Raw genomic sequence first — 26,033 nt, forward strand, 5'->3', positions numbered from 1 at the left:
TGTATACCGCAAACCCTATGGCTTGTCTTGCCACGGGGATGCGCTACCATGGCCCTCCCTTTTTTTGTTGCCTGCCACCATGCACTGTCCCTTCTGCGGTGCCAACGACACCAAGGTCATCGACTCGCGACTGGTCGCCGAGGGCGAACAGGTGCGCCGCCGGCGTGAATGCCTGGCCTGCGGCGAGCGTTTCACGACGTTCGAGACTGCCGAACTGGTGTTGCCGCGCCTGATCAAAACCGACGGCAGCCGCCAGCCGTTCGACGAAGAAAAACTCCGCGCCGGCATGCAGCGGGCGCTGGAGAAGCGCCCGGTGAGTGTCGAGCGCCTCGAATCGTCGCTGGTGCACATCAAACACAAACTGCGTGCCACCGGCGAGCGTGAGGTCAAATCCCTCGTGGTCGGTGAACTGGTGATGGCCGAGCTGCAAAAGCTCGACGAAGTCGCCTACATTCGTTTCGCCTCCGTGTATCGGCGCTTCCAGGACCTCAACGAGTTCCGCGAAGAGATCGATCGCCTGGCCCGAGAGCCGGTGAAAGAATGACCACAGCCGCAGAGCAAGCCATCCTCGACGCCCATTACATGGCCCGCGCGCTGGAATTGGCGCGCAAAGGTCACTACACGACCCACCCCAACCCGCGGGTAGGCTGCGTGATCGTCAAGGACGGGCAGATCGTCGGCGAAGGCTGGCATGTGCGCACCGGCGAACCCCACGCCGAAGTCCATGCCCTGCGCGACGCTGGCGACAAGGCCCGAGGCGCCACGGCTTACGTGACCCTCGAACCGTGCAGCCACCACGGCCGCACGCCGCCCTGTGCCGATGCGCTGGTGAATGCCGGCCTCGCCCGTGTAGTGGCAGCCATGCAGGACCCGAACCCGTCGGTGGCCGGTCGCGGCATGCAGCGCCTCGCCCAGGCCGGTATCGCCATCGAAAGCGGCGTCCTGGAAGGCGAGGCGCGCAAGCTCAACGAAGGCTTCCTGAAACGCATGGAACACGGCTTGCCGTTCGTGCGAGTCAAGTTGGCCATGAGCCTGGACGGTCGCACGGCGATGGAAAGCGGCGAAAGCCAATGGATCACCGGCCCGGCCGCACGCTCGGCGGTGCAACGCCTGCGCGCCCAGGCCAGCGTGGTGCTGACCGGCGCCGATACGGTGCTGGCCGACAACGCCCGTTTGACCGTGCGTGCCGCCGAACTGGGTCTGGACGCCGAGCAAACCGCGCTGGCCATGAGCCGTCCACCGCTGCGCGTACTGATCGACGGCCGCTTGCGCGTGCCGCTGGATGCCCCATTCTTCAAGGCTGGCCCGGTGCTGGTCGCCACCTGCATGGCCATCGAAGAGCAATACGCCAACGGCCCGGAATGCCTGATCGTGGCTGGCGACGATGGCTTGGTGGACCTGCGCAAACTGCTGGTCGAACTGGCCAACCGTGGGGTCAACGAAGTGTTGGTCGAAGCCGGTCCGCGTCTGGCTGGGGCGTTTGCCCAGCTAGGCCTGGTGGATGAGTTCCAGATCTTCATCGCCGGCAAATTCCTTGGCTCCTCGGCCCGCCCGTTGCTCGACTGGCCGCTGGCGCAAATGAAAGACGCGCCCGAGCTGAAAATCACCGAAATTCGCGCGGTTGGCGATGACTGGCGAGTCACTGCCATTCCTTCGCCAGCCGCGAGCGTATAATTCCCGGCCTGAGCCAAGACGGCCTGTTCTCGAGGAGGACTCCATGTTTACCGGCATCATCGAATCCATCGGCAGTATTCGTGCATTGACCCCAAAAGGCGGAGATGTGCGGGTCTACGTAGAAACCGGCAAGCTCGACCTGAGCGACGTCAAACTGGGCGACAGCATCGCGGTCAACGGCGTGTGCCTGACCGCGGTTGAGCTGCCAGGCAACGGCTTTGCAGCGGACGTCAGTCGCGAAACCCTCGACTGCACCGCCATGAACGATCTGAAAAGCGGCAGCCCGGTCAACCTGGAAAAAGCCCTGACCCCGACCACTCGCCTCGGCGGGCACCTGGTCAGCGGCCATGTCGATGGCGTGGGTGAAGTGGTTGCCCGCACCGAGAATGCTCGCGCGGTGGAATTCCGCATCCGCGCGCCGAAAGACCTCGCCAAGTACATCGCCCATAAAGGCTCGATCACCGTCGATGGCACCAGCCTGACCGTGAACGCAGTCGATGGCGCCGAGTTCTTGCTGACGATCATTCCCCACACCCTGAGCGAAACCATCATGGCGTCTTACCAGCCAGGTCGCCGGGTGAATCTGGAAGTGGACTTGCTGGCACGTTATCTGGAGCGCCTGTTGTTGGGCGATAAGGCCGCAGAGCCAACTTCTGGAAACATCACCGAAAGCTTTCTGGCCGCCAACGGCTACCTCAAATCCTGACTCAAGGGGGTGCCTTGTGGCGCTCAATAGCATCGAAGAACTGGTTGAAGACATCCGCCAAGGCAAGATGGTCATCCTCATGGATGACGAAGACCGCGAGAACGAAGGCGACCTGATCATGGCCGCCGAGTGCTGCCAGCCGGAACACATCAACTTCATGGCCAAGCACGCCCGTGGCCTGATCTGCATGCCGATGAGCCGCGAGCGCTGCGAACTGTTGAAGCTGCCGCTGATGGCGCCGCGCAACGGTTCCGGTTTCGGCACCAAGTTCACCGTGTCGATCGAAGCCACCACCGGCGTGACCACCGGCATCTCCGCCGCCGACCGCGCCCGCACTGTGCAGGCTGCCGCCGCCAAGGATGCCAAGGCTGAAGACATCGTCAGCCCCGGCCACATCTTCCCGCTGATGGCCCAACCAGGCGGCACCCTCGCTCGCGCCGGCCACACCGAAGCCGCTTGCGACCTGGCGCGCATGGCCGGTTTCGAGCCGAGCGGGGTGATCTGCGAAGTGATGAACGACGACGGCACCATGTCCCGCCGCGCCGAACTGGAAACCTTCGCCGCCGAACACAACATCAAGATCGGCACCATCGCCGACCTGATTCACTACCGGATGATCCACGAACGTACCGTTCAGCGGATTGCCGAGCAGCCGCTGGACAGCGAACTGGGCCAATTCAACCTGGTGACCTATCGTGATTCCGTGGAAGGCGACGTGCACATGGCCCTGACCCTGGGCACCGTGTGCGCCGAAGAGCCGACCCTGGTTCGGGTGCACAACATGGACCCATTGCGCGATCTGTTGATGGTCAAGCAACCGGGCCGCTGGAGCCTGCGCGCCGCCATGGCCGCGGTCGCCGAGGCCGGCAGCGGCGTGGTGCTGTTGCTCGGTCACCCGCTCGATGGCGATGTATTGCTGGCGCACATCCGCGAAACAGCGGAGCACGTCCCGGCGAAAAAACCGACCACCTACAGCATCGTCGGTGCCGGTTCGCAGATCCTGCGCGACCTGGGCGTTCGCAAAATGCGCCTGATGAGCGCGCCAATGAAATTTAATGCGATATCCGGTTTCGATCTGGAAGTTGTAGAATACGTGCCCTCCGAATAATGACCGGTTGTTTCCGGGCCTTGATTCGCGGTTAACACATCACTGAGGGACGCGTAGAAAACGCGTCCCGGCTCTTTAAGAGATCTAACGAATGACCCTGAAGACCATCGAAGGTACCTTCATCGCCCCTAAAGGCCGCTACGCTTTGGTAGTAGGCCGTTTCAACAGCTTCGTCGTTGAAAGCCTGGTCAGCGGTGCAGTTGATGCCCTGGTTCGCCATGGCGTGAGCGAAAGCGACATCACCATCATCCGTGCGCCTGGCGCCTTCGAAATCCCGCTGGTTGCGCAGAAAGTAGCCCAGAAGGGCGAATACGCGGCAATCATCGCCCTGGGCGCGGTCATTCGTGGCGGTACTCCGCACTTCGAATACGTGGCGGGCGAATGCACCAAGGGCCTGGCCCAAGTGTCCATGGAGTTCGGCGTACCGGTCGCTTTCGGCGTCCTGACCGTTGATTCCATCGAGCAAGCCATCGAACGTTCCGGCACCAAGGCCGGTAACAAAGGTGCCGAAGCTGCCCTGTCCGCCCTGGAAATGGTCAGCCTGCTGGCACAGTTGGAGGCCAAGTGATTAGCGACGACAGCGATCAGTTCAACCCGCGCGATCCAAAGCCTGCGGATGCCGGCAAGCCATCGAAAAGCGTCAAGCGTCGCGAAGCCCGTCAGCTCGCGACTCAAGCGCTGTACCAATGGCACATGGCCAAGCAGTCGCTGAACGAGATCGAAGCGCAGTTCCGGGTCGATAACGATTTCAGCGATGTAGATGCCGCCTACTTCCACGACATCCTGCACGGCGTTCCGGCCCACAAGCCTGAGATCGACGCTGCACTGTCGCCCTGCCTGGACATCACCATCGAAGAGCTGGACCCGGTTGAACTGGCGGTTTTGCGCCTGTCCACCTGGGAACTGCTCAAGCGCGTCGACGTGCCGTACCGCGTTGTGATCAACGAAGGTATCGAGCTGGCGAAAGTCTTCGGTTCCACCGATGGCCACAAGTTCGTCAACGGTGTACTCGACAAGCTGGCCCCACGTCTGCGTGAAGCTGAAGTGAAGGCGTTCAAGCGCTAATAAGCGCTTGTAGTTGCCATGGGCGAGTTTGAGCTGATCCGCCATTTCTTCGCCGCCGCGCCTTGTGCGCAGGGCGGCGAGGGCGTTGCACTGGGGATCGGCGATGATTGCGCCCTGCTGGCTGTTCCCGCTGGGGAGCAGTTGGCGATTTCTACCGACACCCTCGTTGCCGGTGTGCATTTCGCAGATCCTTGCGACCCGTTTTTGCTCGGTCAGCGCTCGCTGGCTGTAGCGGTCAGTGACCTGGCCGCCATGGGCGCCACTCCCGTAGCCTTTACCCTTGCCCTGACCTTGCCGACGGTGACCGCCGATTGGCTGGATGCCTACGCCCGTGGTTTGAATGTCATGGCTCAGGGCTGTGGCGTGGCGCTGGTCGGTGGTGACACCACCCGTGGGCCGTTGAGTCTGACCATGACCGTGTTTGGGCGCGTGCCGGCCGGTCAGGCGTTGACCCGCAGCGGCGCGCAGCCGGGCGACTGGCTGTGTGTCGGTGGCGAGTTGGGCAATGCTGCCGGGGCCTTGCCGCTGGTGCTTGGCCAACGGACTGCCGATGAAGCCATCGCCGATCCGCTGCTGCGCCATTACTGGTCGCCGCAACCGCAACTGGCGTTGGGGCAAGCGCTACGCGGCAGAGCCTCGTCGGCGCTGGATATCTCCGACGGCCTGCTCGCCGACTGCGGGCACATTGCGCTCGCGTCGAAGGTCGGCATCCAGATCGAGCGGAGCAAGTTGCCGGTGTCGCAAGCGTTGGTGGCTTTCCTCGGCCAGTCAGGCGCCGAGGACGCCGCCCTGAGCGGAGGCGACGACTACGTGCTGGCCTTCACCGTGCCGCCCGTCGAATTGCCCCGGTTGCTGGCGGACGGCTGGCCGATCCATGTGGTCGGCCGGGTCGTGACCGGGCAGGGCGTTGCGCTACTGGACGCCGATGGACGTGACATCACCCCGCAAACACGGGGTTATCAACATTTTCCGGAGACCCCGTGACCGATCACCCCAATCAGACGCCGGCGGAATTCGTACCGCCTTCGGTCTGGCGCAACCCTTGGCATTTCCTGGCGTTCGGCTTCGGCTCGGGCACCTTGCCCAAGGCTCCGGGCACCTGGGGTTCGTTAGTTGCGCTACCCTTTATTCCGTTGTGGCAGATGTTGCCCGACTGGGGCTACTGGCTGATGCTCGGCATCACCATGCTGTTTGGCTTCTGGCTGTGCGGCAAAGTGGCCGACGACTTACGGGTACACGATCACGAAGGCATCGTCTGGGATGAGATGGTCGGGATGTGGATCACCCTGTGGCTGGTGCCGGAAGGTTGGTACTGGTTGTTGGCGGGGTTCCTGATGTTCCGCTTCTTCGACATTCTCAAGCCATGGCCGATTCACTGGGTGGACCGGCATGTGCACGGTGGTGTCGGGATCATGCTCGACGACGTATTGGCCGGGGTCTTTGCATGGCTGGGGATGCAGGGCCTGGTGTGGTTTTTCGCCTGAGTGGTGAAGCAGGGATTAGGTATGGCTAGACGCTGGTTGATGGTGGTTTTCGCGATGTTCTGCTCGCTCGCCCAGGCGGGGGATGCGACGCCGGCGCCGTCCGTGATTCATCTGGCCAGCGAAGACTGGGAAAACTACACCGCCGCTGACGGTCACGGCCTGGGCTGGGACGTGTTGCGCACCGTCTTTGAACCGGCCGGGGTCAAGCTCGATATCCGCAGCGAACCCTACACCCGCGCCGTCGGCCTGGCCCAGCGCGGGGAGGTGGACGCCTGCGTCGGCGCCTATCGCAATGAAACCAGCGACGTGCTTTATCCGCACTGGAACTTCGACACCGATCACATCTACGCCCTGGGCCTGGCGAGCAATCCGGCGCCGACCCTCGATAATCTCGGTAGTTATCGGCTGGCCTGGGTGCGCGGCTACAAGTACCAGGATTACCTGCCCAACGTGCAGCGCTACAACGAAGTGGTGCGGCGCACCGGCATCCTGTCGATGCTGACCCACAACCGCGCCGACTATTACATCGATGCCCTGACCGAGATCGACTATGTGCTCGCCCGGGCCAGGGATCCGTCGCAGTTCCGCCGAACCCACATTGCCGAGCTGCCGCTGTACCTGTGTTTTGCCGACAACCCCAAGGCCCGCGCGCTGATGGCGTTGTTCGACCAGCGCATGGAACTGCTGGTGAAAAGCGGCGAGTTGAAACCGATCTTTGCCAAGTGGAAACAGCCTTATCCATTTGATGCAAATTGAACGGTCGCAGCTAGCGTTTGTAGGCGCTGCCGAGCCCGCGAAGTGCGCTCGGCTTGTAGCAGCTGCCGAGGCACGAGGCTGCGTTCGGCTGCGAAGCAGTCGTAAAACCTGAGCGCGCGGTATGGCTGAAACACCGCATCGCCTGATTTCACGACTGCTGCGCAGCCGAACGCAGCCTCGTACCTCGGCAGCTGCTACAGCGGACGCAGCCTCGTACCTCGGCAGCTGCTACAAGTGGACACAGACTGGGTATTGGCATCTCAGATCAAACTTTTTGATCGTTATGCCCCATAATTCAGCCTAAGCGTCGGTCGGAACCTGCTGTTACAATGCCGCCTCTGCGAATCTCCAGTACTTATTGATCAGGAGCACACCGGTGCCTGTCGTTTTTGTCGCCGCTTCGAAGCTGCCAACACCTTTTGCGCAATTCACCATGCACGGCTTTCTCGATGAAGAGAACGGGCGCGAGCACGTGGTGCTGAGCCTGGGCGACTTCGCCGACGGTGCCCCGGTACTTGGCCGGTTGCACTCCGAATGCCTGACCGGCGACGCCTTGTTCAGTCAGCGTTGCGACTGCGGCTCGCAACTTGAGGCAGCGTTGCAGGCCATCGCCCGCGAAGGCCGTGGCGTGTTGCTGTACTTGCGTCAGGAAGGCCGGGGCATTGGCCTGTTGAACAAGATCCGCGCCTACGAGTTGCAGGACGGCGGTGCCGACACCGTTGAAGCCAACGAGCGTCTGGGCTTTGCTGCCGACCAGCGTGACTACGCCATGTGCCTGCCGATGTTGCAGCACCTGGGGGTGAAATCCCTGCGCCTGATGACCAACAACCCGCGCAAGGTCAAAGCTTTGACCGACATGGGCATCGTGGTCGCCGAGCGCGTGCCGCTGCACACCGGGCACAACCCGCACAACAAACTGTACCTGGCGACCAAGGCCAGCAAGCTCGACCACATGATGGGCAACGAGCATCAGGGCGAGGCTGATCGGGCGTGACTCGCGGTCAGGTGCGGCGGCGACTGTCCTTTAACTGGTGGCAATACCTGGCGCTGGCGTTGGTGCCACTGTTCGTGATCAATGGCGTGTTCGGCCAGAGCGAAGCGATCCTGCCGGTGCTGGCGATGCCGTTGTTTATCGCCGGTGTGGCCTCGATGTTTGTCAGCCTGAAGTTTTTCGGCGGCTACAAACATGCGTTGATCGCCACCCAGAAAGCCCTCGATACCCCTGAAGAACCGGCGGCCTGGATTGCCCTGGCAGCCAAGCGTCGTATCGCCTTTTTAGCCGCGAGCCTGCCGGCGTGGATCGGCGCGTTGGCCGTGTTCGTCGGCCTCGAAGCGGTGCCGTTGGTATTGCTGGCGCTGTCGACGGCGGTGCTGTTCTACCTCTACCGTATCCCGCGTCAACTCGGCTGATGCTGCGCGTCTGGCTGGCGGTTTTGCTGCTGGCCGTCAGCGGCTCGGCTTATTCCGTTGAGCGTGTTGTCAGCCTCGCGCCTTCTCTCTCTGAAATCGTTGTTGAACTGGGCTCCGCCGATTTGTTGGTCGGGGTGCTGGATGCCGGTGAGCGTCCGGCCGAACTCAAAGATCTGCCTTCCGTTGGCCGCTACGGCCAGTTGGACATGGAGCAACTGCTGAGCCTCAAACCCGATTTGTTATTGCTCTGGCCCGGCAGCGTCGGCCCGGCCCAGCGTGAACAGCTCAAGCGCTTGAACATTCCCACCTACGTCGCTGAACCCCACAGCCTCGGCCAGCTCACGGCGCAGATTGAAGCGATCGCCACGCAACTCGGCCGGCCGCAGCGGGGTGTGACCCTGGCTGCTGATCTGCGGCTGAAACTGGATAACCTGCGTCAGCGCTATCGCCGGGATAAGCCGCTAACGGTGTTCTATCAAGTCTGGGATCGGCCGCTGTACACCGTGGGCGGCGGACAGATCATCAGCGATGCGCTGGAAGTATGCGGCGCACGCAATGTATTTGCCGACCTGACCTTGCCGGCGCCGCAGGTCAGCGTCGAGGCGGTGTTGCAGCGCAATCCCGAGGTGATTCTGGCCAGTGACCAGGCGCAGCTGGATGCCTGGAAGGCGTGGCCGCAGGTAGCGGCGGTGGTGCAGGGGCAATTGTTGTTGGTGACGGATAAGGGCTTGGAGCGGCCGAGTGGGCAGATGATCGAGGCGACAGCCAAGTTGTGCCAAGTGATCGCGCCGGACCGCTGAGACCGAGGTGTGGCCTTCGCGGGCAAGCCTTGCTCCTACAGATTGTTCCCACGCGGAGCGTGGGAACAATCGGTCTCGGTCTTATAATTCAGGCGTCCAGGTCACCCCAAACATCCACGCCCGACCTTCCTCGCGATACCCATACTGGCTGCCGTCATAGCTGTACAACGCCCGGCTGTAACCCTTGTCGAGCAAGTTATCGACCTTCAGATCCAGCTTCACTTCCCGATTCAACGCCCAACTGCTGCGTAACCCGAGCAACGCATAGCCACCCAGTGGCTGCTGATTGTTCTCATCGTCATAGCTGCCGCTGACCGCCTGCCAACTGGCGCCGAGTCCCAACCGATCAAACTGGCGATCCAGATCCAGGCTCAACGTCCGCCGCGCACGGCGGGCCAACGTGTGGCCGCTGTCGCGATCCCGCGGGTCGATGATCGCCACGCCGAGGTTGCTCTGCCAGCCGAACAGTTCGTGTTTCAACGCCGCTTCGAAGCCGTTGATCCGTGCCGACGCGACGTTTTGCGGGAGATTGCTGCTGACGATGATCGCGTCTGTTAGATCTGTGCGGTACAGCGACGCTTCCAGGCGGCTGGTGTCGGTCAACTGGCTGCGCCATTGCAGCTCATAGCTTGTCGAGGTTTCAGGCTTGAGGTCCGGGTTGCTGAACTCCGGGTAATACAGGTCGTTGAAGGTCGGGGCGCGGAAGCCTTCGCTGTAGGTCAGCAGCACATCGTTGTCCGGGTTCAACGGCAGGGTGAAGGTGCCGCTCCAACTGTTTTGCCCGCCGAACTGCTGATTCTGGTCGCGACGCAAGCCCAACTCTGTGGAGAAACTGTCCGCCTGATAACGATGCTGGATAAACGCAGCGCGGTTCCAGCGACTGTCCTCATCGAACGGCGTGCTGCTGTTGATCCGGTCTTCGTACCAGTCGCCGCCGACGATCAAACTGTTGCGCTCGTTGAGCGTCAGGTCGTTTTGCCAGTTCACTGAATTGCGGTAGGTGTTGAAAACGCTGTGTTCATCACTAAGTTTGTCGAGGTTTTTGTCGCGGTTCTCGCTATGGCCGAACTCTATGCGGGTTTTCCACAGGTCGTTGATGCGCGCATCGATGTAACCGCTAGCGCCGCCTACTGTGAAATCGCTGTAAGGCTGCTGTTGGTAGAAGGGGCTGTCGAGTTCACTTTTGCCGCGGTTATCCAGCACATTCGCGCCAATTTCGATGTCGTCGGTGAGGGCATGACTCAGGCTAAAACTCACCGATTTATTGCGGTATTCGTCGTGATCGCCATCGCTGGGATACGACTCATGAGTGCGGTCGATCCCGGCGGTTTCATCCAGGCTGGCGCCGAGATTGAAGCGGGTTTTCTCATCGCCGCCGGACAGGCCGAGGCTACGCTCCCACGTCTGGTTGCTGCCAAAGCCCACATGCAGCCGCGGTTGCAGGCCTTGTTCGCCGCCACGACGGGTGAAAATCTGAATCACCCCGCCAATCGCATCGCTGCCATAAATCACCGAACGGGAGCCGCGCAACACTTCCACGCGCTCGACCTGTTCGATGTTGATGTGTTGCAGGTTGCTGTCGCCGGACGTGGTGCTGCCAATGCGCTGGCCGTCCACCAGCACCAGGCTTTGCGCCGATTTAGTGCCGCGAATGTAGATCCCCGGCAAACTGCCGCGCCCACCGGTTTGCCCGACTTGCACGCCCGGCACCCGACGCAACAGATCGGTGACGCTGCTTGGTTGCAGGCGATCGATGTCTTCGCGGGTGAACACGGTGTTGGCCGCGCTGCTGTCGTTGCGCGCCTCGACCTGGCGGTTGGCGCTGATCAGCACGTCGGGGAGCTTCAGGGCTTGATCGCGTTCGAAGGTGTCGGCCAGGAGTTGGCCGGCCGGCAGGAGTGTCAGCGTCAGGGCGAGAGGAGAGAGTTTCATAGATATCCGTAGCAAACACGGTACTTGTAGGAGCGAGGCTTGCCCGCGAAGAGGCCATAACATTCAACATCTACGTTGCCTGTTAAAACGCCTTCGCGGGCAAACCTCGCTCCTACAGGGGCGGGGAATTACTTGGCGAGCAGTTGTAAACGCTCACGCACCGACGCTTCAATCCCGGCTTCATCCAGCCCGCATTCGGCCAGCATCTGCGCAGGCTTGGCGTGTTCGACATAGCTGTCCGGCAAGCCCAGGTGCAGCATCGACTTGAGGATGTTTTCCCGCGCCAGGAACTCGCTGACCGCGCCACCGGCGCCGCCCATGATCGCGTTCTCTTCGATGGTCACCAGCAACTCGTGGCTGGCGGCAATTTCACGAACCAGCGTTTCATCGAGCGGTTTGACGAAGCGCATATCAACCACGGTCGCATCCAGCGTATCGGCGACTTTCAGCGCTTCGGCCAGTTGCACGCCAAACACCAGCAGGGCGACTTTATTGCCCTGGCGACGAACCACACCCTTGCCGATTTCAATCGGTTGCAGGTCTTTCTCGATGGTCGCGTTCGGGCCATTGCCGCGTGGGTAACGCACCGCCGCCGGGCCGTTGTACAGGTGGCCGGTGGTGAGCATTTTGCGCAATTCGTTTTCGTCGCTCGGGGTCATCACCAGCATGCCGGGGATGCAGCGCAGGAACGACAGATCGAAGCTGCCCGCATGGGTCGGGCCGTCTTCGCCCACCAGACCGGCGCGGTCAATGGCGAACAACACGTCGAGGTTCTGCACCGCGACGTCATGGATCAGTTGGTCGTAGCCGCGTTGCAGGAAGGTCGAATAAATCGCCACTACCGGTTTCGCGCCTTCGCAGGCCATACCGGCAGCGAAGGTGACCGCGTGCTGCTCGGCAATCGCTACGTCGAAATAGCGCAGCGGGAAACGCTCGCTGAACGCTACCAGATCGGAGCCTTCCTTCATCGCCGGGGTGATCCCGACCAGGCGCGGATCGGCCGCAGCCATGTCGCACAGCCATTCGCCGAACACACCGGAATACTTCGGCCCGCCGGATTTCTTCGGCGCAGCGGCCGGCGCATCCAGGGGGTCGAGCTTGGTGATCGCGTGATAACCGATCGGGTCGACTTCCGCCGGGGCGAAGCCTTTGCCTTTCTTGGTGACCACGTGCAGAAATTGCGGGCCTTTCAGATCGCGCATGTTGCGCAGGGTGGCGATCAGGGTGGGCAGGTCGTGGCCGTCGATCGGGCCGATGTAGTTCCAGCCCAGCTCTTCGAACAGCGTGCCGGGGACCAGCATGCCTTTGGCGTATTCTTCGGTACGCCGGGCGATTTCCCAGGCACCGGGCAGGCGCGACAGGACCTTTTTGCTGCCTTCGCGCATGCTTGCATACGTGCGGCTGGAGAGAATTTTTGCCAGGTAATTCGACAAACCGCCGACATTGCGCGAGATCGACATGTCGTTGTCGTTGAGGATCACCAGCATGTTGGCGTTCACTTCCGGCGCATGGTTCAGCGCCTCGAAGGCCATGCCGGCGGTCAACGCGCCGTCGCCGATCACGGCAATCGCCTTGCGATCACTGTTTTGCAGGCGGGCGGCAATGGCCATGCCCAGCGCGGCGCTGATCGAGGTGCTGGAGTGGCCGACGCCAAAGGTGTCGTACTCGCTCTCGGAACGACGCGGGAAGGCGGCGACGCCGTCCTTCTGGCGCAGGGTGCCCATGCGCTCGCGACGGCCGGTGAGGATTTTGTGCGGATAAGCCTGATGACCCACGTCCCACACCAGCCGGTCATCCGGGGTGTCGAACACGTAATGCAACGCGATGGTCAGCTCGATGACGCCCAGGCCGGCACCGAAATGCCCACCGGTCTGACCGACCGTGTAGAGCAATTCCAGGCGCAATTCATCGGCCAGGGTTTCCAGCTCGGCTTCGCCTAACCGGCGCAGGCCGTCCGGCGTATTAGCACGGTCGAGCAGGGGCGTGGTCGGGCGTTTGCGGGGAATCTCATGAAACGTCGTGGGCATCAGGCGAATCGTTATAGGTATAGAAGAGGCGGCAGTTTACCTGATGCATCGGTCCCTGCCCACGCGTTGCTCTTTTTTGGCGGATACGCTGTCAGCTGCGGCGTTCGACGATATAGCGGGCCAGATCGCGTAAAGGCTCGGCTGCCGCGTCAAACGGTCGCAGCGCATGCAGGGCCTGATCGCGCAGTTCCAGGGCGTAGACCTTGGCTGCATCGAGGCCGAGCAGGGCCGGGTAGGTCGGCTTGTCTCGAGCGATGTCGGCGCCCTGGCGTTTACCGAGGGTTTCGGTGTCACTTTCGACGTCGAGAATGTCGTCCTGCACCTGAAACGCCAGGCCGATGGCCTGTGCATAAGTCTGCAATGACTTCAGTTCGTCTTTCTCGGCCCGACCACTGGCCAGGGCGCCGAGTTTGACGCTGACCTCGATCAGCGCGCCGGTCTTGTGCCGGTGCATGTATTCGAGGGCTTTCTGATCCAGCTTGAGGCCGACCGAGCCAAGGTCGATGGCCTGGCCGCCGACCATGCCCGCCGGGCCTGCCGCCAACGCCAGGGCGCTGACCATTTGCAGTTTGTTTTCGGCGTCCGACGTGCTCAGACGCGGGTCGAGCAGGGCGCTGAACGCCAGGCTCTGCAAGCCGTCACCGGCGAGGATCGCGCAGGCTTCATCGAATTTTTTGTGGGTGGTCGGCTGGCCGCGACGCAGATCGTCGTCGTCCATCGCCGGCAAATCGTCGTGCACCAGGGAGTAAGCGTGGATCAACTCCACCGCACACGCCGCGCCGTTGGCTTGCTCAGCCTTGCCGCCCAGCGCTTCGCACGCGGCGTAAGCCAGCAGTGGCCGCACGCGCTTGCCGCCATTCATCACGCTGTAGCGCATGGCGTCATAGAGGCGCGCGAGCTCCGGGCTCGGCGGGTTGAACAGGGTTTCCAGCGCAGCGTTGACGCGGGCCTGGCTGGTCGCCGAATACGCCGCAATCATTCTGGCTGATCCGCTTCAAAGGGTTCCTCGGCCAGCTCGCCATCACGCTCGAGCAGCACTTGAACCTTTTGCTCAGCCTGGGCCAGCGCTGCCTGGCAATCGCGGGTCAGACCGATGCCTTGCTCGAAAGCCGTCAGCGAATCTTCCAGCGACAACTCGCCGTTCTCCAGTCGCTCTACCAGCGTTTGCAGGTCAGCGAGGGATTGTTCGAAATCCAGTGCAGCTTTTTTGCGGGCCATGGCGGCTATTTCCGGTTGACGTTAAACCGGCGCGACACTAGCAGACATGGGGGGTATGGGCAAATGAGCGGGGGGTTCGACGCAACCGTTGTAGCAGCTGGCGAAGCCTGCGTTCGGCTGCGCAGCAGCCGCCAACCCTTCTTGCACGGCATACCTGATGTGCCGAGAGTGCCGATTTTAAGACTGGTGCGCAGACGAACGCAGGCTTCGCCAGCTGCTACAGGTCGTCGCGTGGCATCAATTAGTGCCAGGGTAGTTAATTGCGTAACGAGTACTGCGCCCGCCACCGGGAAGGCGTTTGAGGCAGCCCTTTTCCAGCAGTTCAGCCAGATGACGCGTTGCCGTCGCCTTGGACACCTTCGCTACAGCCTGATACTGCGCCGCACTAATGCCGTGCTCGAAACCGCGCTCACCGCCATCGAGCAAGCGATTCAGTACTTTGGTCTGTTCCACCGACAACGCGGACTGCCGATGCGCCTGCCAGAACCGCGCCTTGCCCAGTACCGATTCGATCCGCACCATCGCCTGCAGCAAGCTGCGCAGCAAGGTTTTCAGGAACCATTGCAGCCACTCGGTAATATCCGTCGTCGCCTTCTGACTGGCCTCCAGCACTCGGTAGTAGCCAGATCGGTCCTCAAGAATGCTCGCCGACATCGCATAAAAACGAATGGCCTGCGCTTCGCCTTGGGCTAATGCCAGATCGGTAATGGTGCGTGTCAGGCGCCCGTTGCCGTCATCGAAGGGATGCAGGGTGACGAGCCAGAAGTGCGCAATACCGGCCCGCAGCAATGGATCGAGCTGTTCCTGGCCCCGGCTGTCTTCAAACCAAGTGAGGAAAGTGTTCAATTGCTGCTCAAGGCCAAGGCGAGGCGGTGCCTCGAAGTGAACGGTCGGCCTGTCGAGGCGCCCCGAAGCCACTTGCATCGGCTCATCACCGCGTAATGCACCGACATGGATCGCGCGGGCAGCGAGGTCCGCTTCCTGATCCGGAAACAGCCACTCATGCCATTCCAGCAGCCGCTCCAAGGTCAGGGGCTGCGCAAAACGCTGGGTGGCATCGAGCATCAACTGCGCCAGCCCTTCACTGCGTTGGCTGACGTGATCGCCATCGAGCTGTTCCAGCCCCAAGCGCCGCGCCAGCGAGGAGCGAACCGAGCCGACATTCAGCGTTTCACCTTCGATAGCTGAAGAGGTCACGATGTTTTGCAACAGCGCGTCCAGTTCGTTCTGCGCGCTCAGCGAACTACCCACGGAACTGGCCATGCCCATTAACCGACCTTGTGCCTGCACGCACTCGCGCAGTAGCGGTGTCAGGCGCTCGGCATGCCAGGTGAAACTCGGCCAGTCGGGCTGTTGCCAGATCCAGTGCGACGCCATGAATTCGGGTACTTCCAAGGTCAATGAGCCGAATAATAGTCTTATTCGGCTCATTTCGTGAGCCGAATAACCACTTTATTCGGCTCGCGCCCAACATTCGTAGTGATTTCCACCACAAATAGAGATGTATCTGATTGTTAAAAAATCGCCATATCGCTAACCTTCGTGCCTTCTACGACCCAATAGTTACGGGTCATTTTGACGAAACGCAGTTTTTGCATCTGTAACGCGCCGAGGACCGGGCGCAGGGTTTCGTTGTGCATGGCAGGAGGCGTCACATGCGTTGCTTTCTTTCACTGCTGATAATGCTGGTCTGGGCCTGCGCGGCCTGGGCCGAGCCGACGGCCGAGTTGTCGGAGCCGATAGCCGGCTGGCGTTATAACGGCTTGCTCGATCGCAGTGAAAACCCTCAAGTCGCCTATCCCACGCCACCCATCGACCGCGGTATCCAGCGCAATCGCACGATGATCGAAGGCCAGCTCAAGGCCATCGGCACCCAGCGCGGGCCGCACACCCTGGCGGTCAACGGCAATCCACTGAATCTGTACACCGACGACGAAGGGCGTTTCGCCCGGCCGTACGCGTTTGGCGCCGGTTCCAACAGCGTCGAAGTGCGCAGTGCCGAGGGCAAATCCCTCAAGCGTGTTCAATTCTATGAAGCCAACAACCTGCGCACCCCGGCGCGGATTCGTGTGGTGCTGGGTTGGGACGATCCGAAAGCCGAACTCGACTTGCACATCATTACCCCGGACGGCCAGCACGCGTTCTTCGCCCACACGGCGTTGACCAACGGCGGCGGCCTGGACCCGGACGGCGTCGATGGCCCTGGCCCGGAAATGTTCACCATGACTGCACCGATGCACGGCACCTATCTGGTTTACGTGAACTATTGGGGCAACTTCGGTAGCGAAGGCTATAACTTCGATGAGACCAGCAACCAGAACGAGGTCATCACCTCGCAGATCAACCTGGTGCTCAACGAAAACACCGTCGACGAAAAACGCGAGACCTTCATCGTGCCCCTGCGGGCCATCGGTGACCTGTTGCTGGTCAAGACTTTCAACTATTAAGCATCCCGCTCCACGGATGAATTGCTGAGCTTTGGGAACATGAGCGTGAACATGAGCGATAACACTGCTTCTCCGGCCGCCGAAACGCCTGCCGCCAAACCTCCACGTCGCTGGCCAGCCGTGCTGATCGGGCTGTGCCTGGTGGCCGGCGTTGCGGGCGGATTGGGCTGGTTCATGCACAAACCCAAAGTGCCGCTGGCGGCGTTGGCCAGTGACAAACTGGGCATGGGCCGCCCGGACGGTTTGCTGGAAACCAACTCCCTGAGCCAATTGCCCAAGGACTTGCTGGCGGTGCCGTTCCTCAAGGAAACCCTGACCGAAGATTTCGTCTTCTATTACGAAGCTCATGCCGATCGCCTCGGCTTGATCGGCAGCTTGCGGCGGATCATTTACGAACATGACCTCAAGCTGCAGGACAGCCTGATCGAGCAGCTTTTCGATCAACCGGCGGACGTGGCGCTGTGGCGTGGGGCGGATGGTCGACTCAAAGATTTCCTGTTGGTGATGGATCGCGGTGGCCTGGCCAAACTGCTGGAGCCGCTGGCCAAAGTCGCGCTGGATGACACGCAACTGACCCAGGTCGGCTCAGTGAAAGTCGGCGCCGATGACGTGGCGCTTTATCAACTGACCTACAACGCTACGAAGGCGCTGATGTTCGCCTCCCATGGCGACAAACTGGTGGTGCTGTCCAATCCGACCAAACTCTACGATGCGCAAAGTGGTGCTTCTGAAGAGTCGGGTGCCGTTTCCACCAAGTCCATCGCCGCGCTGCTCAACGGCGACAAACTGTTCCCCGAAGCCTTCGGCCTGCAACCCCGTGCGCCTGAAGTGAAACAACGCCTGTCAGTCAATTCCAGCGTGTTGGCCATGGGTTATCAGCGCTTCATCCCGAACTTCGCCGGCTTGCGTTTTGATATGGACGACAAGGGCTGGCACAGCTTCCTCGCCATGGACGAACTGGACAACCAACCGGACTTCGATTTCAAACCGATCTGGCAAGCCATGCCGATGGGCGCCAGCGCCTGCGTCGCCTTGCCCCTCGCGGCGGAGCAACAGAAACCCTTGCTGGTCAAACTCGGCGCCGAAGAAAAAGTGGCTCAAGCCCTGACCGAACACATGGCCGGTGCCGCTGGCCTGTGCTGGTACGCCGATTCGCGGCTGTACACACCGCTGCTGGTGGCCAGCCTGAATGACAGCGACAGCGCCCAACTCGACGGCGACCTGGGCAACCTGTTCGGCTCGATGGTCGGCGCCTATGAAGGCAACGTCGAAGCACACGCGTTCCCGGTGGTTGAGAAAAAGGAAGGCGAAAGCCATCAGTGGCAGCGTCAGGTCAGCTCCAACTTCGGCCCTTATAAAGCCAAGGACGCCGAGAACCCGGACGCGATCACCGGCAAGGCGTTCATGAAAGTCAGCCTGGCCCGTCACGGTTCGACCCTGCTGTTTTCCCTCGACGACAAGCTGGTGGATAAAGCCCTCGGCACCCTCGACAAACGCTTCCCGCCGATGGCCGACGTGGTGCCGAAAGACCTGCTGATGCCGGTCTACTTCGGCCCGGATTCCATGGCCCAGCTGATGCAACAGGAAACCCTCGACAGCCTGCCCCAGGACATGGAACCGGTGTTCTACAACGCCGCGCAAACCTATCTGATCCCGAAACTGCGCAAGCTCGGCGGTTACGGCAAATACGCGCTGACCTTGCCCGAGGGCAGCGAGCCGGACGGCTATTGGCAATGGCTGCCGCTGGAGTGGAAAGCCCTGTGACAGCCCTTATCCGAGGCCTCGGCCTGCTGGCGATGTTGCTGGGCAGTCGGGCGTTTGCCACTGAGGCGCCACCGCTGGACGTGCAGCAATCCCAGGTGTTTCGCGCCTGGTTTGTGCGCATCGCCCAGGAACAACTGACCCAAGGCCCGAGCCCGCGCTGGTTTCAGCAGGACTGCGCGGGCCTGGTGCGCTTCGCTGCCAACGAAGCGCTGAAAGTCCATGACGACAAATGGCTGCGCAGCAATGGCCTGTCCAACCGTTACCTGCCGCCGGAACTGCAACTGAGCGACGCCCAGCGCGGTCTCGCCCAGCAATGGCAGCAGGGCGGCGGCAAGGTCGGGCCGTACGTCAACGCGATCAAGTTGATTCAGTTCAACAGCCATCTGGTCAGCCGCGACGTGTCGCAAGCGCGGCCCGGCGACCTGATGTTTTTCGATCAGGGCGACGACCAGCACCTGATGATCTGGATGGGCCGCTTTATCGCCTATCACACCGGCACTACAACCCCCACTGACAACGGCATGCGATCCGCGAGCCTGCAGCAACTCATGACATGGAAGGACACCCGATGGATACCCGACGCAGCCAACCCCAACTTCATCGGCGTCTATCGACTGAACTTTCTCTCCCAATGATCGGTGCCCGCATGTTGCGTTTACTGCCTTTGCTATTGGTTTTAGTGCTGCCGTTTTCGACGGTCAACGCCGAAGACACCGTCGAGCCCAGCGGCTACACGCCGGTGGCCGGTGAAAGTTTCTTCCTGCTGGCCGACAGCAGTTTCGCCGCCGACGAACAGGCGATGGTCCGTCTCGAAGCGCCGGGTCGCGATTACCGCCGGTTCCGCATGGAGCCTTATGGCGGCGCCGACATTCGTGTGTATCGCATCGACAAGCCGCTGGACTTCCTCAAGCGCCAGAAGAACCTGCACCGCGTGGTCAGCGACGGCCAGTTCAAGGGCGAAGGCCTGTCGAATACCCTCGCGTACCTGTGGGACAACTGGTACCGCAAATCCCGTCGCGTGATGCAGCGAGCGTTTTCCTACGAGTCGCGCAAACAAGTCACCGAGGAAGTGCCCGAGCTGAAGATGGGTGCCGCGATTGCCGCGCCAACGCCCTACGACGCCCAGCCGCAATTCGCACTGATTCCGGGCCTGCCGGTTGTCAGTCAGTTCCGCTATCCGCTGTGGGAAGCCAAACCGATCCAGCCGCCTGCCGGCGTGAACCTGGCCGGTTCTTCCAGTGAATTCGTCAGCGTCGCACCGGGCAACGTGTACATCCCGTTGGGCCAGCTGAAGCCGGGCCTGTACCTGGTGGAAGCGTTGATCGGCAAATACCGCGCGACCACCATGGTCTTCGTTTCCAACACCGTGGCCGTGAGCAAGATTGCCGGTGATGAGTTGCTGGTGTGGGCCGCGCGCAAACACGAAGGCAGTTCGGTGCCGAAGGTCAATGTGCTGTGGACCGATGGCCTCGGTGTGATGAGCAGCGGTGCGACCGATGCCGATGGTTTGCTGCGCCTGAAACACGTCAGCCCCGAGCGTTCGTTCGTGATTGGTGAGGATGAAGAGGGCGGAGTGTTTGTCTCCGAGAACTTCTATTACGACAGCGAAATCTACGACACCAAACTCTATGCCTTCACCGACCGGCCGCTGTACCGGCCGGGGGATTGGGTGTCGCTGAAGATCGTGGGTCGCGAGTTCAAGAACGCCCGGGATTCGGTGGCGCCGACCGCTGCCGACGTCAACGTGACCGTGCTCGATGCCACGGGTACGGCGCTGCAATCGTTGGCGCTGAAGCTCGATTCGAAGTCCGGCACCCAAGGCCGTTTCCAGCTGCCGGACAACGCGGTGGCGGGCGGTTATGAATTGCGTTTCAGCTACAAGGACCAGGCCTACAGCAGCGCCTTCCGCGTCGCCGAATACATCAAGCCGCACTTCGAAATCTCGCTGAACCTGGCCAAGCAGGATTACCGCACCGGCGAACCGGTGAAGGGTAGTCTGGTGCTGCTGTACCCGGACGGCAAACCGGTGGCTGACGCCAAATTGACCCTGAGCCTGCGCGCCCAGCAACTGTCGATGGTCGACAACGAGCTGCAATACCTCGGGCAATTCCCGGTGGAGCTGACCAGCACCGAACTGACCACCGACGCCAAGGGCAACGCGACCCTCGACCTGCCGGCCGCCGACAAACCGAGCCGCTACATGCTCACCGTGTTTGCCAGCGATGGCGCGGCGTATCGGGTCAAGACCACCAAGGAAATCCTCATCGACCGTGGCGCCGCCAGCTTCAACCTGCGCGCGCCGCAACGCTTCAGCGCAGTGGGCGACAAAGTTGCCTTCAGCTACGTCAACGAAGGCGGCAGCGAACAGACCAAAGCCGTCACCCCAAGCAGCTACAGTTGGGTACGCCTGGAAGACCAGACCACCGGCGACGGCAAACTCACCGCGAAGGACAAAGGCTTCAGCGTGGCGTTCGCGCGGCCGGGCACCTACAACCTGACCTTGAAGGATGACCATGGCCGCGTCGTCGGCGCCACTGGGCATTCGGTCACTGGCGAGGGCGTCAAAGCCGTGCCGGGGACCGTGGAAATCGTCCTCGACAAACCCGAGTACAAGGCCGGCGACGAAGCCATGGTGTTGATCACGTTCCCGGAACCGGTCAGCGATGCGCTGCTGTCCCTGGAGCGGGACAAGGTCGAGGCCACGGCGCTGCTGTCCAAGGGCGGCGACTGGCTGAAGATGGAAAAACTCAGCGACACCCAATACCGCGCGCGCATTGCGGTGAAGGACAATTTTGCGCCGAACCTGACCTTCTCCGTGCTCTACACCAAGGGCGGGCAGTACAGCTTCCAGAACGCCGGTATCAAAGTTGTGGCGCCGCAAATCGACGTGGCGATTGCCACCGATAAAGAGTCGTATCAGCCGGGTGACACCGTGTCGGTAGACCTGACGACGCAGTTCGCCGGCAAGCCGATTCCGGCGCATCTGACGGTCAGCGTCGTCGACGAAATGATCTACGCGCTGCAACCGGAAGTCGCGCCGACCATCGACCAGTTCTTCTATCATCCGCGCCGAAACAACGTGCGCACCAGCGCCAGCCTGTCGTTCATCAGCTACGACGTCGCGTTGCCGGGCAGCCCCGGTGCGCCGGGCAAAGCCAACCGCAGCGAACGGGGGGTGAAAGTGCTGGAGCGGCCGCGTCGTGAAGACGTCGACACCGCCGCGTGGCAGCCGGAATTGATCACCGACGCCAACGGCAAAACCCGCTTCACCTTCAAGATGCCGGACTCGCTCACTCGCTGGCGCATCACCGCCCGGGCCATTGCCGATGACGGTCAGGTCGGGCAGAAGAAACAATTCGTGCGTTCGGAAAAACCGCTGTACCTGAAGTGGAGCGGCCCGAGCAAATTCCGCACCGGCGACAAACCGGCCCTCGGCGTGTTCGCCTTCAGCCAGGCCGAGAAACCGGTCAAGGCTGAGTTGGTGATCCATTACAGCGGCGCCGAGCAGCGTATGCCGGTGACCCTGAACAGCGGCATCAACTACATCGCACTGCCAGCGTTTGCGCTCGCCAGTGGTGACTGGACTGCCGAGCTGGTGCAGGACGGCAAGACCGCCGATGCCCTGGCCGTGCGCCTGACCGCGACCGGTGACGGTTGGCAGGTCACCCAGAGCCAAGTGGTGGACGCGGCCAGTGGTGATACCGCGCTGACCTTGCCGTCCGACGCGACGGATATTCGCCTGCGCCTGGATGACAGTCCGCAAGCGCTGTTCCGTTCGGCCCTCGATGATTTGCTGAGCTATCCGTACGGCGGCGTCGAGCAGACGGCCAGCCGTTTGTTGCCGCTGAGCATTGCCTATCCATCGCTGTCGTCGAATCCACAGGTTCGTGATCGCTTGCGCCTGATCATGCAAAACAGCCGTCTGCGCCTGGTGCAAATGGCCGGGCCGTCGGCGAGTTTCACCTGGTGGGGCCAGGACGGTGAGCCGGATGCATTCCTCACCGCTTACGCCTATTACGCCGACTGGTACGCCAGCAAAGCCCTGGAGCTGAGCTTGCCGCCGGAGCATTGGCAGCGGGTGCTGGAGGTCTATTCCAAGCAAGCGAAAAACACGCCGCTGTTGCAACGGGCGCTGATCCTGTCGTTCGCCAAGAAGATGCAATTGCCGGTGAACACCTTGCTCAGCGGTTTGATGGATGACCTGGCGAAGGCCGGCGACGGCAACGCGGCGAACCTGATGGACGATGGCGAAGACAGCCTGGTCATGAGCGATCCGGATTCGGCGCTGGGCCTGGCGGCGGCGCGTGCGCTGACGGCTTCGTTGGCCAAGCAGTCCAAGGTGACGTTGCCGGATGCGTTCAATCGTCAATTGCCGGATGCGCAACAACGTCTGGCCGTGAGTTCGCAGCCGTTTGCCGAAGCCCTGAATCTGTCGCTGCAAGCCTTCGATCAGGCTCATGCGCAACAGTTGTTGCAGCGCCTGCTGCCACAGCAATCGACCCTTGAACGCGCCTTGGCCCTGAGCTGGTTGCAACACAGCATCGAGCAGGCGTCGCCGACCATCGCCCTGGCACCGGGTGAAGGTTGGAAGAAAAACTACGGTGATACCGGTGAAATGTATTGGACATGGCAGGGCGCTACGCCGGTGCCGGCGGCGTTGTCCCTGACCGGGACCCAGGAGCGCCCGTTGCGTGCTGCGCTGAGTTATCAGACCAAGCAACCCGCCATCGACCCGATGGCCGTGACCATCACCCGTCGCCTGTCGCGTCTGGTGCCGGGTGACGAAGCGTTCGAATTCAAACTCGAAGCGGTTGGCACCAAGCCATTGTCCAGCGACAGCCTGTACCTCGACGAAGTGATCATCTCCAGCAAAGCCGCCAAGCCGCTGCGTTACGGCATGCTCGAAGTGCCGCTGCCACCGGGCGCCGACGTCGAGCGCACCACGTGGGGCATCAAGTTGATGGGCAAGGCTGGCACTGAACCGACGGCGCTGGAAAAGGCGCGCTTCGAACCGGGGCAACTGGCTTACGCCATTCCGGTGGATGCCTTGAGCGGCGAGTTGCGCGTGCGGCATCTGGTGCGCTTCTCGCAAAAAGGCCAGTTCAACCTGCCGCCGGTGCGTTTCACCCAGGTCTATGCGCCACAGCATCAGGCCCAGGAACAGAAACCGGCGCTCAGCCAGGTCACGGTCAACTGACATGACCCGGCCTCTGGTCTGGTGGCTGTTGTGTTTGCTCCCTGCGCTGGCGACAGCGCAGGACGAACCGTTACGACTGGGCTTCAAGGGCGAATTGCTGTCGCTGAGCCAGACCCAGGTGATGGCCCGCGAGCCGTTGCCTGCAGATCTGCAGACGCCGTTAGGGAGTTTGTGGAAGCTGTTTGTCTACGGCTGGCTGGTGGATACCGGCGCGCGGGAACCTGCTTATGAATGTCGCGGGCAGTCCAAGGAAGAAGTGTATTGCTGCACCGCGGGCGGCAGGATTGGTCGTGATCAGGCGTTGGTGAAGTCGTGCGGGTTGTATTTTGAGCCTGCGCGGCTGGGCATTGTCGAGGGTGATTGGCGTAAATATTGGCAGGCCCGACAGGCGCCGGAATGGTTGCTGAATTTGCCGTCGTTGCAGCCTGCGACGCGGGTTCCCGTGGCGGAATTATTGAAGGCGCTGACCGTGATGCCGGCGCAGGATCAGGCGCGGCGGGTGTTGCTGGACGTGGTGTTGAACGCCGCTGACGGCAATGCTGTGGGCGAACTCGGTGGCCGGTTGCGGGTGAAAACCTGGAGCTGGTTGGGAGATCAGGATCCGTCGTCGCGTCAGGGCGGGTTTGCCGGTTGGACAGAGGATGGCACGCCGATCTGGGCTGGTGGGCGCGGGACCAGTCAAATGGTGCTGCGCAATTATGGTGTGGCGCTGGCTTCGGTGGTGCCGACGGATTGGCCCGTGGATGCTGGGCGTTGCGTTGAGGTGGGGCTGTTTTCGCGTTATCCGGTCGGCCGCGTCCTGGCGGGGGATCGGGTGGTCGAGTCGGGCCCCTTGCAGGGCGACTACCGCGTCGAATTCGCCAACGGCAATCAACTGAACATCCACAGCGACGGCGAATTGTTTTTACTCAACGACAAGCTGGTCGCGCGCCTGGACCGCGAAGAATACGTCGCCCGCGTCCTCCAGCGCGAAGCCAAGTCCGAACCCGCTGAAGCCGCCAAAGCCCTGGCCATCGCGATAAGAACCTACCTGCTGCAAAACGCCACGCGCAACGGCGACTGCCTGAGCATCGACGACAGCAGCAGCCGTCAACGGGTCGCCCCACGTCCGGCCACTGCCGAAGCGCGCGACATCGCCGCCTGGACCAGCGACCTGGTCCTGGCCGGCAGCACTGTCACCTATCACTCCGACCAACCCGGACCGGACAAACTGTCCTGGCAACAAGCCGTCGAACAAGCCAGCGCCGGCCAACGCTACGACGCCATTCTGCTGCACGCCTACCCGCGCGCCAGCCTCAGCCGCTGGGACAACCCTGTCGCCTCCTGCGAAGCGTTGCCCGCCGCGCAAGACTGGCTGCAAAAACAACGTCGCGGCTGGCGCCAGCAACTCGAAAACGAAGTCGGCTACAACGAAGTCAACACCTTCGCCGTCTGCCGCCTGGCCTTTGGCCGTCCTTATGTCGACCGCGAACGCCAGCGCATTTACGTGCGCGGCGTGCTGTCGTTGCAGGACCGCCTCGACCTGACCCACGAATACTTGCACCTGGCCTTTGAAGCACATCCCAATGGCCAGGATGAAACCTACATCGAAGGGCTCGCCCGCCACCTCTTGCTGGAATAGGCCATGAAACTCCGTTATCCACAGGTCTTCCTGTTCCTCTGTTCTTTTTGCGTATTGCCGACGACCTTCGCTGCTGATGCTGCCGTCAAACTCGACACCCCCGTCGGTGGCTGGCGTACCGGCGCCATCGAGGGCGAAGGCGAAAACTTTCGCCAGAGCGTCAACTACCCGGCCTCCTCGGTGAATACACCGGCAGGGCAGGCCAACACCGCGCGCATTACCGGGCAGATCAACGCCACACCCAAGTCGAGTGAGCCTGGGCGGTTGATCGTCAATGGCGTCAGCATGCCGCTGAAAATCGATCCGGCTGGACGCTTTGATCGACCGTTCTCGTTTCCCAATGGCAGCAACAGCGTTGAAGTGCGCAGCCCTGATGGCCAGCAACGGCATCGCACGCAGTTCCTCAATGTCAGTGGCGGGGCGACGCCGGCCAAGTTGCGGGTGCTGCTGTCGTGGGACAGCGACAACACCGATCTGGACTTGCACCTGATTACCCCGGATGGCGCCCACATCTGGTACGGCGACCGGGTTGCACCCAATGGCGCGGCGCTCGATGTCGACGTGACCACGGGGTATGGCCCGGAAATCTTCGCCATGCCGGCGCCGATCAAAGGCCAGTACCTGGTGTATGTGAATTACTTTGGCGGTGGCTATCGTAATGATGAGGAAGGGCAGGAGGATGCGGTTCAGGCTTTGACCACGGCGCAGGTGACGGTGATCACCGAGGAAGGAACGCCCAACGAGAAGATGGAGACGTTCCTGGTGCCGATGCGGGCGGTGGGGGAGTTGACGCTGGTTAAGGGGTTCAGCTATCCGTAAGGGGG

General features: G+C 61.8%; 23 protein-coding genes. 18 read left to right on the forward strand and 5 right to left on the reverse strand.

Annotated elements, in window-relative coordinates:
- Positions 1–79: 79 nt before the first annotated feature.
- From nrdR to HKK52_RS24300, 12 genes are all read left to right on the forward strand, one after another.
- Complete coding sequence (gene nrdR / locus HKK52_RS24245; RefSeq protein WP_003228656.1) at positions 80–544, forward strand: transcriptional regulator NrdR; 465 nt, start codon at positions 80–82, stop codon at positions 542–544.
- Positions 541–1,674 (forward strand): bifunctional diaminohydroxyphosphoribosylaminopyrimidine deaminase/5-amino-6-(5-phosphoribosylamino)uracil reductase RibD, encoded by a 1,134-nt coding sequence (gene ribD / locus HKK52_RS24250; protein WP_169372874.1) that lies wholly within the window; start codon positions 541–543, stop codon positions 1,672–1,674. Before nrdR ends, ribD begins: the two co-directional genes overlap by 4 nt.
- 43 nt (positions 1,675–1,717) lie before the next feature.
- Positions 1,718–2,380: a riboflavin synthase gene (locus tag HKK52_RS24255; RefSeq protein WP_054616781.1), complete on the forward strand. Its 663-nt coding sequence runs from the start codon at positions 1,718–1,720 to the stop codon at positions 2,378–2,380.
- A 16-nt stretch (positions 2,381–2,396) separates the two neighbouring features.
- Positions 2,397–3,488: a bifunctional 3,4-dihydroxy-2-butanone-4-phosphate synthase/GTP cyclohydrolase II gene (ribBA, locus tag HKK52_RS24260; RefSeq protein ID WP_123596788.1), complete on the forward strand. Its 1,092-nt coding sequence runs from the start codon at positions 2,397–2,399 to the stop codon at positions 3,486–3,488.
- A 91-nt stretch (positions 3,489–3,579) separates the two neighbouring features.
- A complete protein-coding gene (gene ribH, locus HKK52_RS24265; RefSeq protein ID WP_003185938.1) occupies positions 3,580–4,056 on the forward strand; it encodes a 6,7-dimethyl-8-ribityllumazine synthase in 477 nt (158 codons plus the stop codon).
- Positions 4,053–4,553: a transcription antitermination factor NusB gene (gene nusB, locus HKK52_RS24270; protein WP_123509921.1), complete on the forward strand. Its 501-nt coding sequence runs from the start codon at positions 4,053–4,055 to the stop codon at positions 4,551–4,553. Before ribH ends, nusB begins: the two co-directional genes overlap by 4 nt.
- An 18-nt stretch (positions 4,554–4,571) precedes the next feature.
- Positions 4,572–5,537 carry a thiamine-phosphate kinase gene (thiL, locus tag HKK52_RS24275; protein WP_169372875.1) on the forward strand — a complete coding sequence of 322 codons (966 nt, stop codon included), beginning with the start codon at positions 4,572–4,574 and terminating at the stop codon, positions 5,535–5,537.
- Positions 5,534–6,037, forward strand: a complete 504-nt coding sequence (locus tag HKK52_RS24280; protein WP_169372876.1) for a phosphatidylglycerophosphatase A family protein — start codon at positions 5,534–5,536, stop codon at positions 6,035–6,037. Before thiL ends, HKK52_RS24280 begins: the two co-directional genes overlap by 4 nt.
- A gap of 21 nt (positions 6,038–6,058) precedes the next feature.
- Entirely contained in the window at positions 6,059–6,793 is a 735-nt protein-coding gene (locus HKK52_RS24285) for a transporter substrate-binding domain-containing protein (RefSeq protein WP_169372877.1), read from the forward strand.
- Between the two features lie 376 nt (positions 6,794–7,169).
- A complete protein-coding gene (gene ribA / locus HKK52_RS24290) occupies positions 7,170–7,787 on the forward strand; it encodes a GTP cyclohydrolase II (RefSeq protein ID WP_054052350.1) in 618 nt (205 codons plus the stop codon).
- Positions 7,784–8,203 carry an MFS transporter gene (locus HKK52_RS24295; protein ID WP_149660939.1) on the forward strand — a complete coding sequence of 140 codons (420 nt, stop codon included), beginning with the start codon at positions 7,784–7,786 and terminating at the stop codon, positions 8,201–8,203. Before ribA ends, HKK52_RS24295 begins: the two co-directional genes overlap by 4 nt.
- Entirely contained in the window at positions 8,203–9,003 is an 801-nt protein-coding gene (locus HKK52_RS24300; RefSeq protein WP_169372878.1) for a cobalamin-binding protein, read from the forward strand. The genes HKK52_RS24295 and HKK52_RS24300 overlap by 1 nt, the downstream gene beginning before the upstream one ends.
- Positions 9,004–9,084: 81 nt before the next feature.
- On the opposite strand, the gene HKK52_RS24305 is transcribed toward HKK52_RS24300, so the two are convergent.
- The 5 genes from HKK52_RS24305 to HKK52_RS24325 all read right to left on the reverse strand — a co-directional run bounded on the left by HKK52_RS24305 (position 9,085) and on the right by HKK52_RS24325 (position 15,557).
- The gene (locus HKK52_RS24305) at positions 9,085–10,935 is read right to left on the reverse strand and encodes a TonB-dependent receptor domain-containing protein (RefSeq protein ID WP_169372879.1); all 1,851 of its coding nucleotides are present in this window, start codon (positions 10,933–10,935) and stop codon (positions 9,085–9,087) included.
- A 128-nt stretch (positions 10,936–11,063) separates the two neighbouring features.
- Positions 11,064–12,962, reverse strand: a complete 1,899-nt coding sequence (dxs, locus tag HKK52_RS24310) for a 1-deoxy-D-xylulose-5-phosphate synthase (RefSeq protein WP_169372880.1) — start codon at positions 12,960–12,962, stop codon at positions 11,064–11,066.
- 91 nt (positions 12,963–13,053) lie between these two features.
- Complete coding sequence (ispA, locus tag HKK52_RS24315) at positions 13,054–13,941, reverse strand: (2E,6E)-farnesyl diphosphate synthase (RefSeq protein WP_169372881.1); 888 nt, start codon at positions 13,939–13,941, stop codon at positions 13,054–13,056.
- Positions 13,938–14,180: an exodeoxyribonuclease VII small subunit gene (locus tag HKK52_RS24320; RefSeq protein ID WP_056743654.1), complete on the reverse strand. Its 243-nt coding sequence runs from the start codon at positions 14,178–14,180 to the stop codon at positions 13,938–13,940. Before HKK52_RS24320 ends, ispA begins: the two co-directional genes overlap by 4 nt.
- Positions 14,181–14,417: 237 nt before the next feature.
- Positions 14,418–15,557 carry a Fic family protein gene (locus tag HKK52_RS24325; RefSeq protein ID WP_169374287.1) on the reverse strand — a complete coding sequence of 380 codons (1,140 nt, stop codon included), beginning with the start codon at positions 15,555–15,557 and terminating at the stop codon, positions 14,418–14,420.
- A gap of 278 nt (positions 15,558–15,835) precedes the next feature.
- Here HKK52_RS24325 and HKK52_RS24330 point away from each other — a divergent pair, with 278 nt between their 5' ends.
- Genes HKK52_RS24330 through HKK52_RS24355 form a run of 6 tightly spaced genes read left to right on the forward strand, consistent with a single transcriptional unit; the run spans position 15,836 to position 26,028 of the window.
- Entirely contained in the window at positions 15,836–16,627 is a 792-nt protein-coding gene (locus tag HKK52_RS24330) for a YfaP family protein (RefSeq protein WP_169372882.1), read from the forward strand.
- A 51-nt stretch (positions 16,628–16,678) separates the two neighbouring features.
- Positions 16,679–18,391, forward strand: coding sequence for a DUF2138 domain-containing protein (locus tag HKK52_RS24335; RefSeq protein WP_169372883.1), 1,713 nt, complete (start codon positions 16,679–16,681; stop codon positions 18,389–18,391).
- Positions 18,361–19,026 (forward strand): DUF1175 domain-containing protein, encoded by a 666-nt coding sequence (locus HKK52_RS24340; RefSeq protein WP_429512684.1) that lies wholly within the window; start codon positions 18,361–18,363, stop codon positions 19,024–19,026. The genes HKK52_RS24335 and HKK52_RS24340 overlap by 31 nt, the downstream gene beginning before the upstream one ends.
- Positions 19,023–23,588 carry an alpha-2-macroglobulin family protein gene (locus HKK52_RS24345; protein WP_169372884.1) on the forward strand — a complete coding sequence of 1,522 codons (4,566 nt, stop codon included), beginning with the start codon at positions 19,023–19,025 and terminating at the stop codon, positions 23,586–23,588. The genes HKK52_RS24340 and HKK52_RS24345 overlap by 4 nt, the downstream gene beginning before the upstream one ends.
- Before the next feature lies 1 nt (position 23,589).
- Entirely contained in the window at positions 23,590–25,209 is a 1,620-nt protein-coding gene (locus HKK52_RS24350; RefSeq protein ID WP_169372885.1) for a DUF2300 domain-containing protein, read from the forward strand.
- A 3-nt stretch (positions 25,210–25,212) separates the two neighbouring features.
- Positions 25,213–26,028 (forward strand): YfaP family protein, encoded by an 816-nt coding sequence (locus HKK52_RS24355; protein WP_169372886.1) that lies wholly within the window; start codon positions 25,213–25,215, stop codon positions 26,026–26,028.
- Positions 26,029–26,033: the final 5 nt, after the last annotated feature.

Source organism: Pseudomonas sp. ADAK2 (assembly GCF_012935755.1).
Lineage (GTDB): Bacteria > Pseudomonadota > Gammaproteobacteria > Pseudomonadales > Pseudomonadaceae > Aquipseudomonas.

What these genes read in the sequence shown, in the direction of transcription:
- ispA (WP_169372881.1), bottom strand. Translation starts at nt 13,941, where the DNA reads ATGATTGCGGCGTATTCGGCGACCAGCCAGGCCCGCGTCAACGCTGCG.
- HKK52_RS24300 (WP_169372878.1), top strand. Translation starts at nt 8,203, where the DNA reads ATGCTGCGCGTCTGGCTGGCGGTTTTGCTGCTGGCCGTCAGCGGCTCG.
- HKK52_RS24355 (WP_169372886.1), top strand. Translation starts at nt 25,213, where the DNA reads ATGAAACTCCGTTATCCACAGGTCTTCCTGTTCCTCTGTTCTTTTTGC.
- HKK52_RS24335 (WP_169372883.1), top strand. Translation starts at nt 16,679, where the DNA reads ATGAGCGATAACACTGCTTCTCCGGCCGCCGAAACGCCTGCCGCCAAA.
- HKK52_RS24325 (WP_169374287.1), bottom strand. Translation starts at nt 15,557, where the DNA reads ATGGCGTCGCACTGGATCTGGCAACAGCCCGACTGGCCGAGTTTCACC.
- ribD (WP_169372874.1), top strand. Translation starts at nt 541, where the DNA reads ATGACCACAGCCGCAGAGCAAGCCATCCTCGACGCCCATTACATGGCC.
- HKK52_RS24320 (WP_056743654.1), bottom strand. Translation starts at nt 14,180, where the DNA reads ATGGCCCGCAAAAAAGCTGCACTGGATTTCGAACAATCCCTCGCTGAC.
- HKK52_RS24255 (WP_054616781.1), top strand. Translation starts at nt 1,718, where the DNA reads ATGTTTACCGGCATCATCGAATCCATCGGCAGTATTCGTGCATTGACC.
- nrdR (WP_003228656.1), top strand. Translation starts at nt 80, where the DNA reads ATGCACTGTCCCTTCTGCGGTGCCAACGACACCAAGGTCATCGACTCG.
- HKK52_RS24285 (WP_169372877.1), top strand. Translation starts at nt 6,059, where the DNA reads ATGGCTAGACGCTGGTTGATGGTGGTTTTCGCGATGTTCTGCTCGCTC.
- HKK52_RS24340 (WP_429512684.1), top strand. Translation starts at nt 18,361, where the DNA reads ATGGCTGCCGCTGGAGTGGAAAGCCCTGTGACAGCCCTTATCCGAGGC.
- HKK52_RS24350 (WP_169372885.1), top strand. Translation starts at nt 23,590, where the DNA reads ATGACCCGGCCTCTGGTCTGGTGGCTGTTGTGTTTGCTCCCTGCGCTG.
- thiL (WP_169372875.1), top strand. Translation starts at nt 4,572, where the DNA reads ATGGGCGAGTTTGAGCTGATCCGCCATTTCTTCGCCGCCGCGCCTTGT.
- HKK52_RS24305 (WP_169372879.1), bottom strand. Translation starts at nt 10,935, where the DNA reads ATGAAACTCTCTCCTCTCGCCCTGACGCTGACACTCCTGCCGGCCGGC.
- ribH (WP_003185938.1), top strand. Translation starts at nt 3,580, where the DNA reads ATGACCCTGAAGACCATCGAAGGTACCTTCATCGCCCCTAAAGGCCGC.
- HKK52_RS24330 (WP_169372882.1), top strand. Translation starts at nt 15,836, where the DNA reads ATGCGTTGCTTTCTTTCACTGCTGATAATGCTGGTCTGGGCCTGCGCG.
- dxs (WP_169372880.1), bottom strand. Translation starts at nt 12,962, where the DNA reads ATGCCCACGACGTTTCATGAGATTCCCCGCAAACGCCCGACCACGCCC.
- HKK52_RS24345 (WP_169372884.1), top strand. Translation starts at nt 19,023, where the DNA reads ATGATCGGTGCCCGCATGTTGCGTTTACTGCCTTTGCTATTGGTTTTA.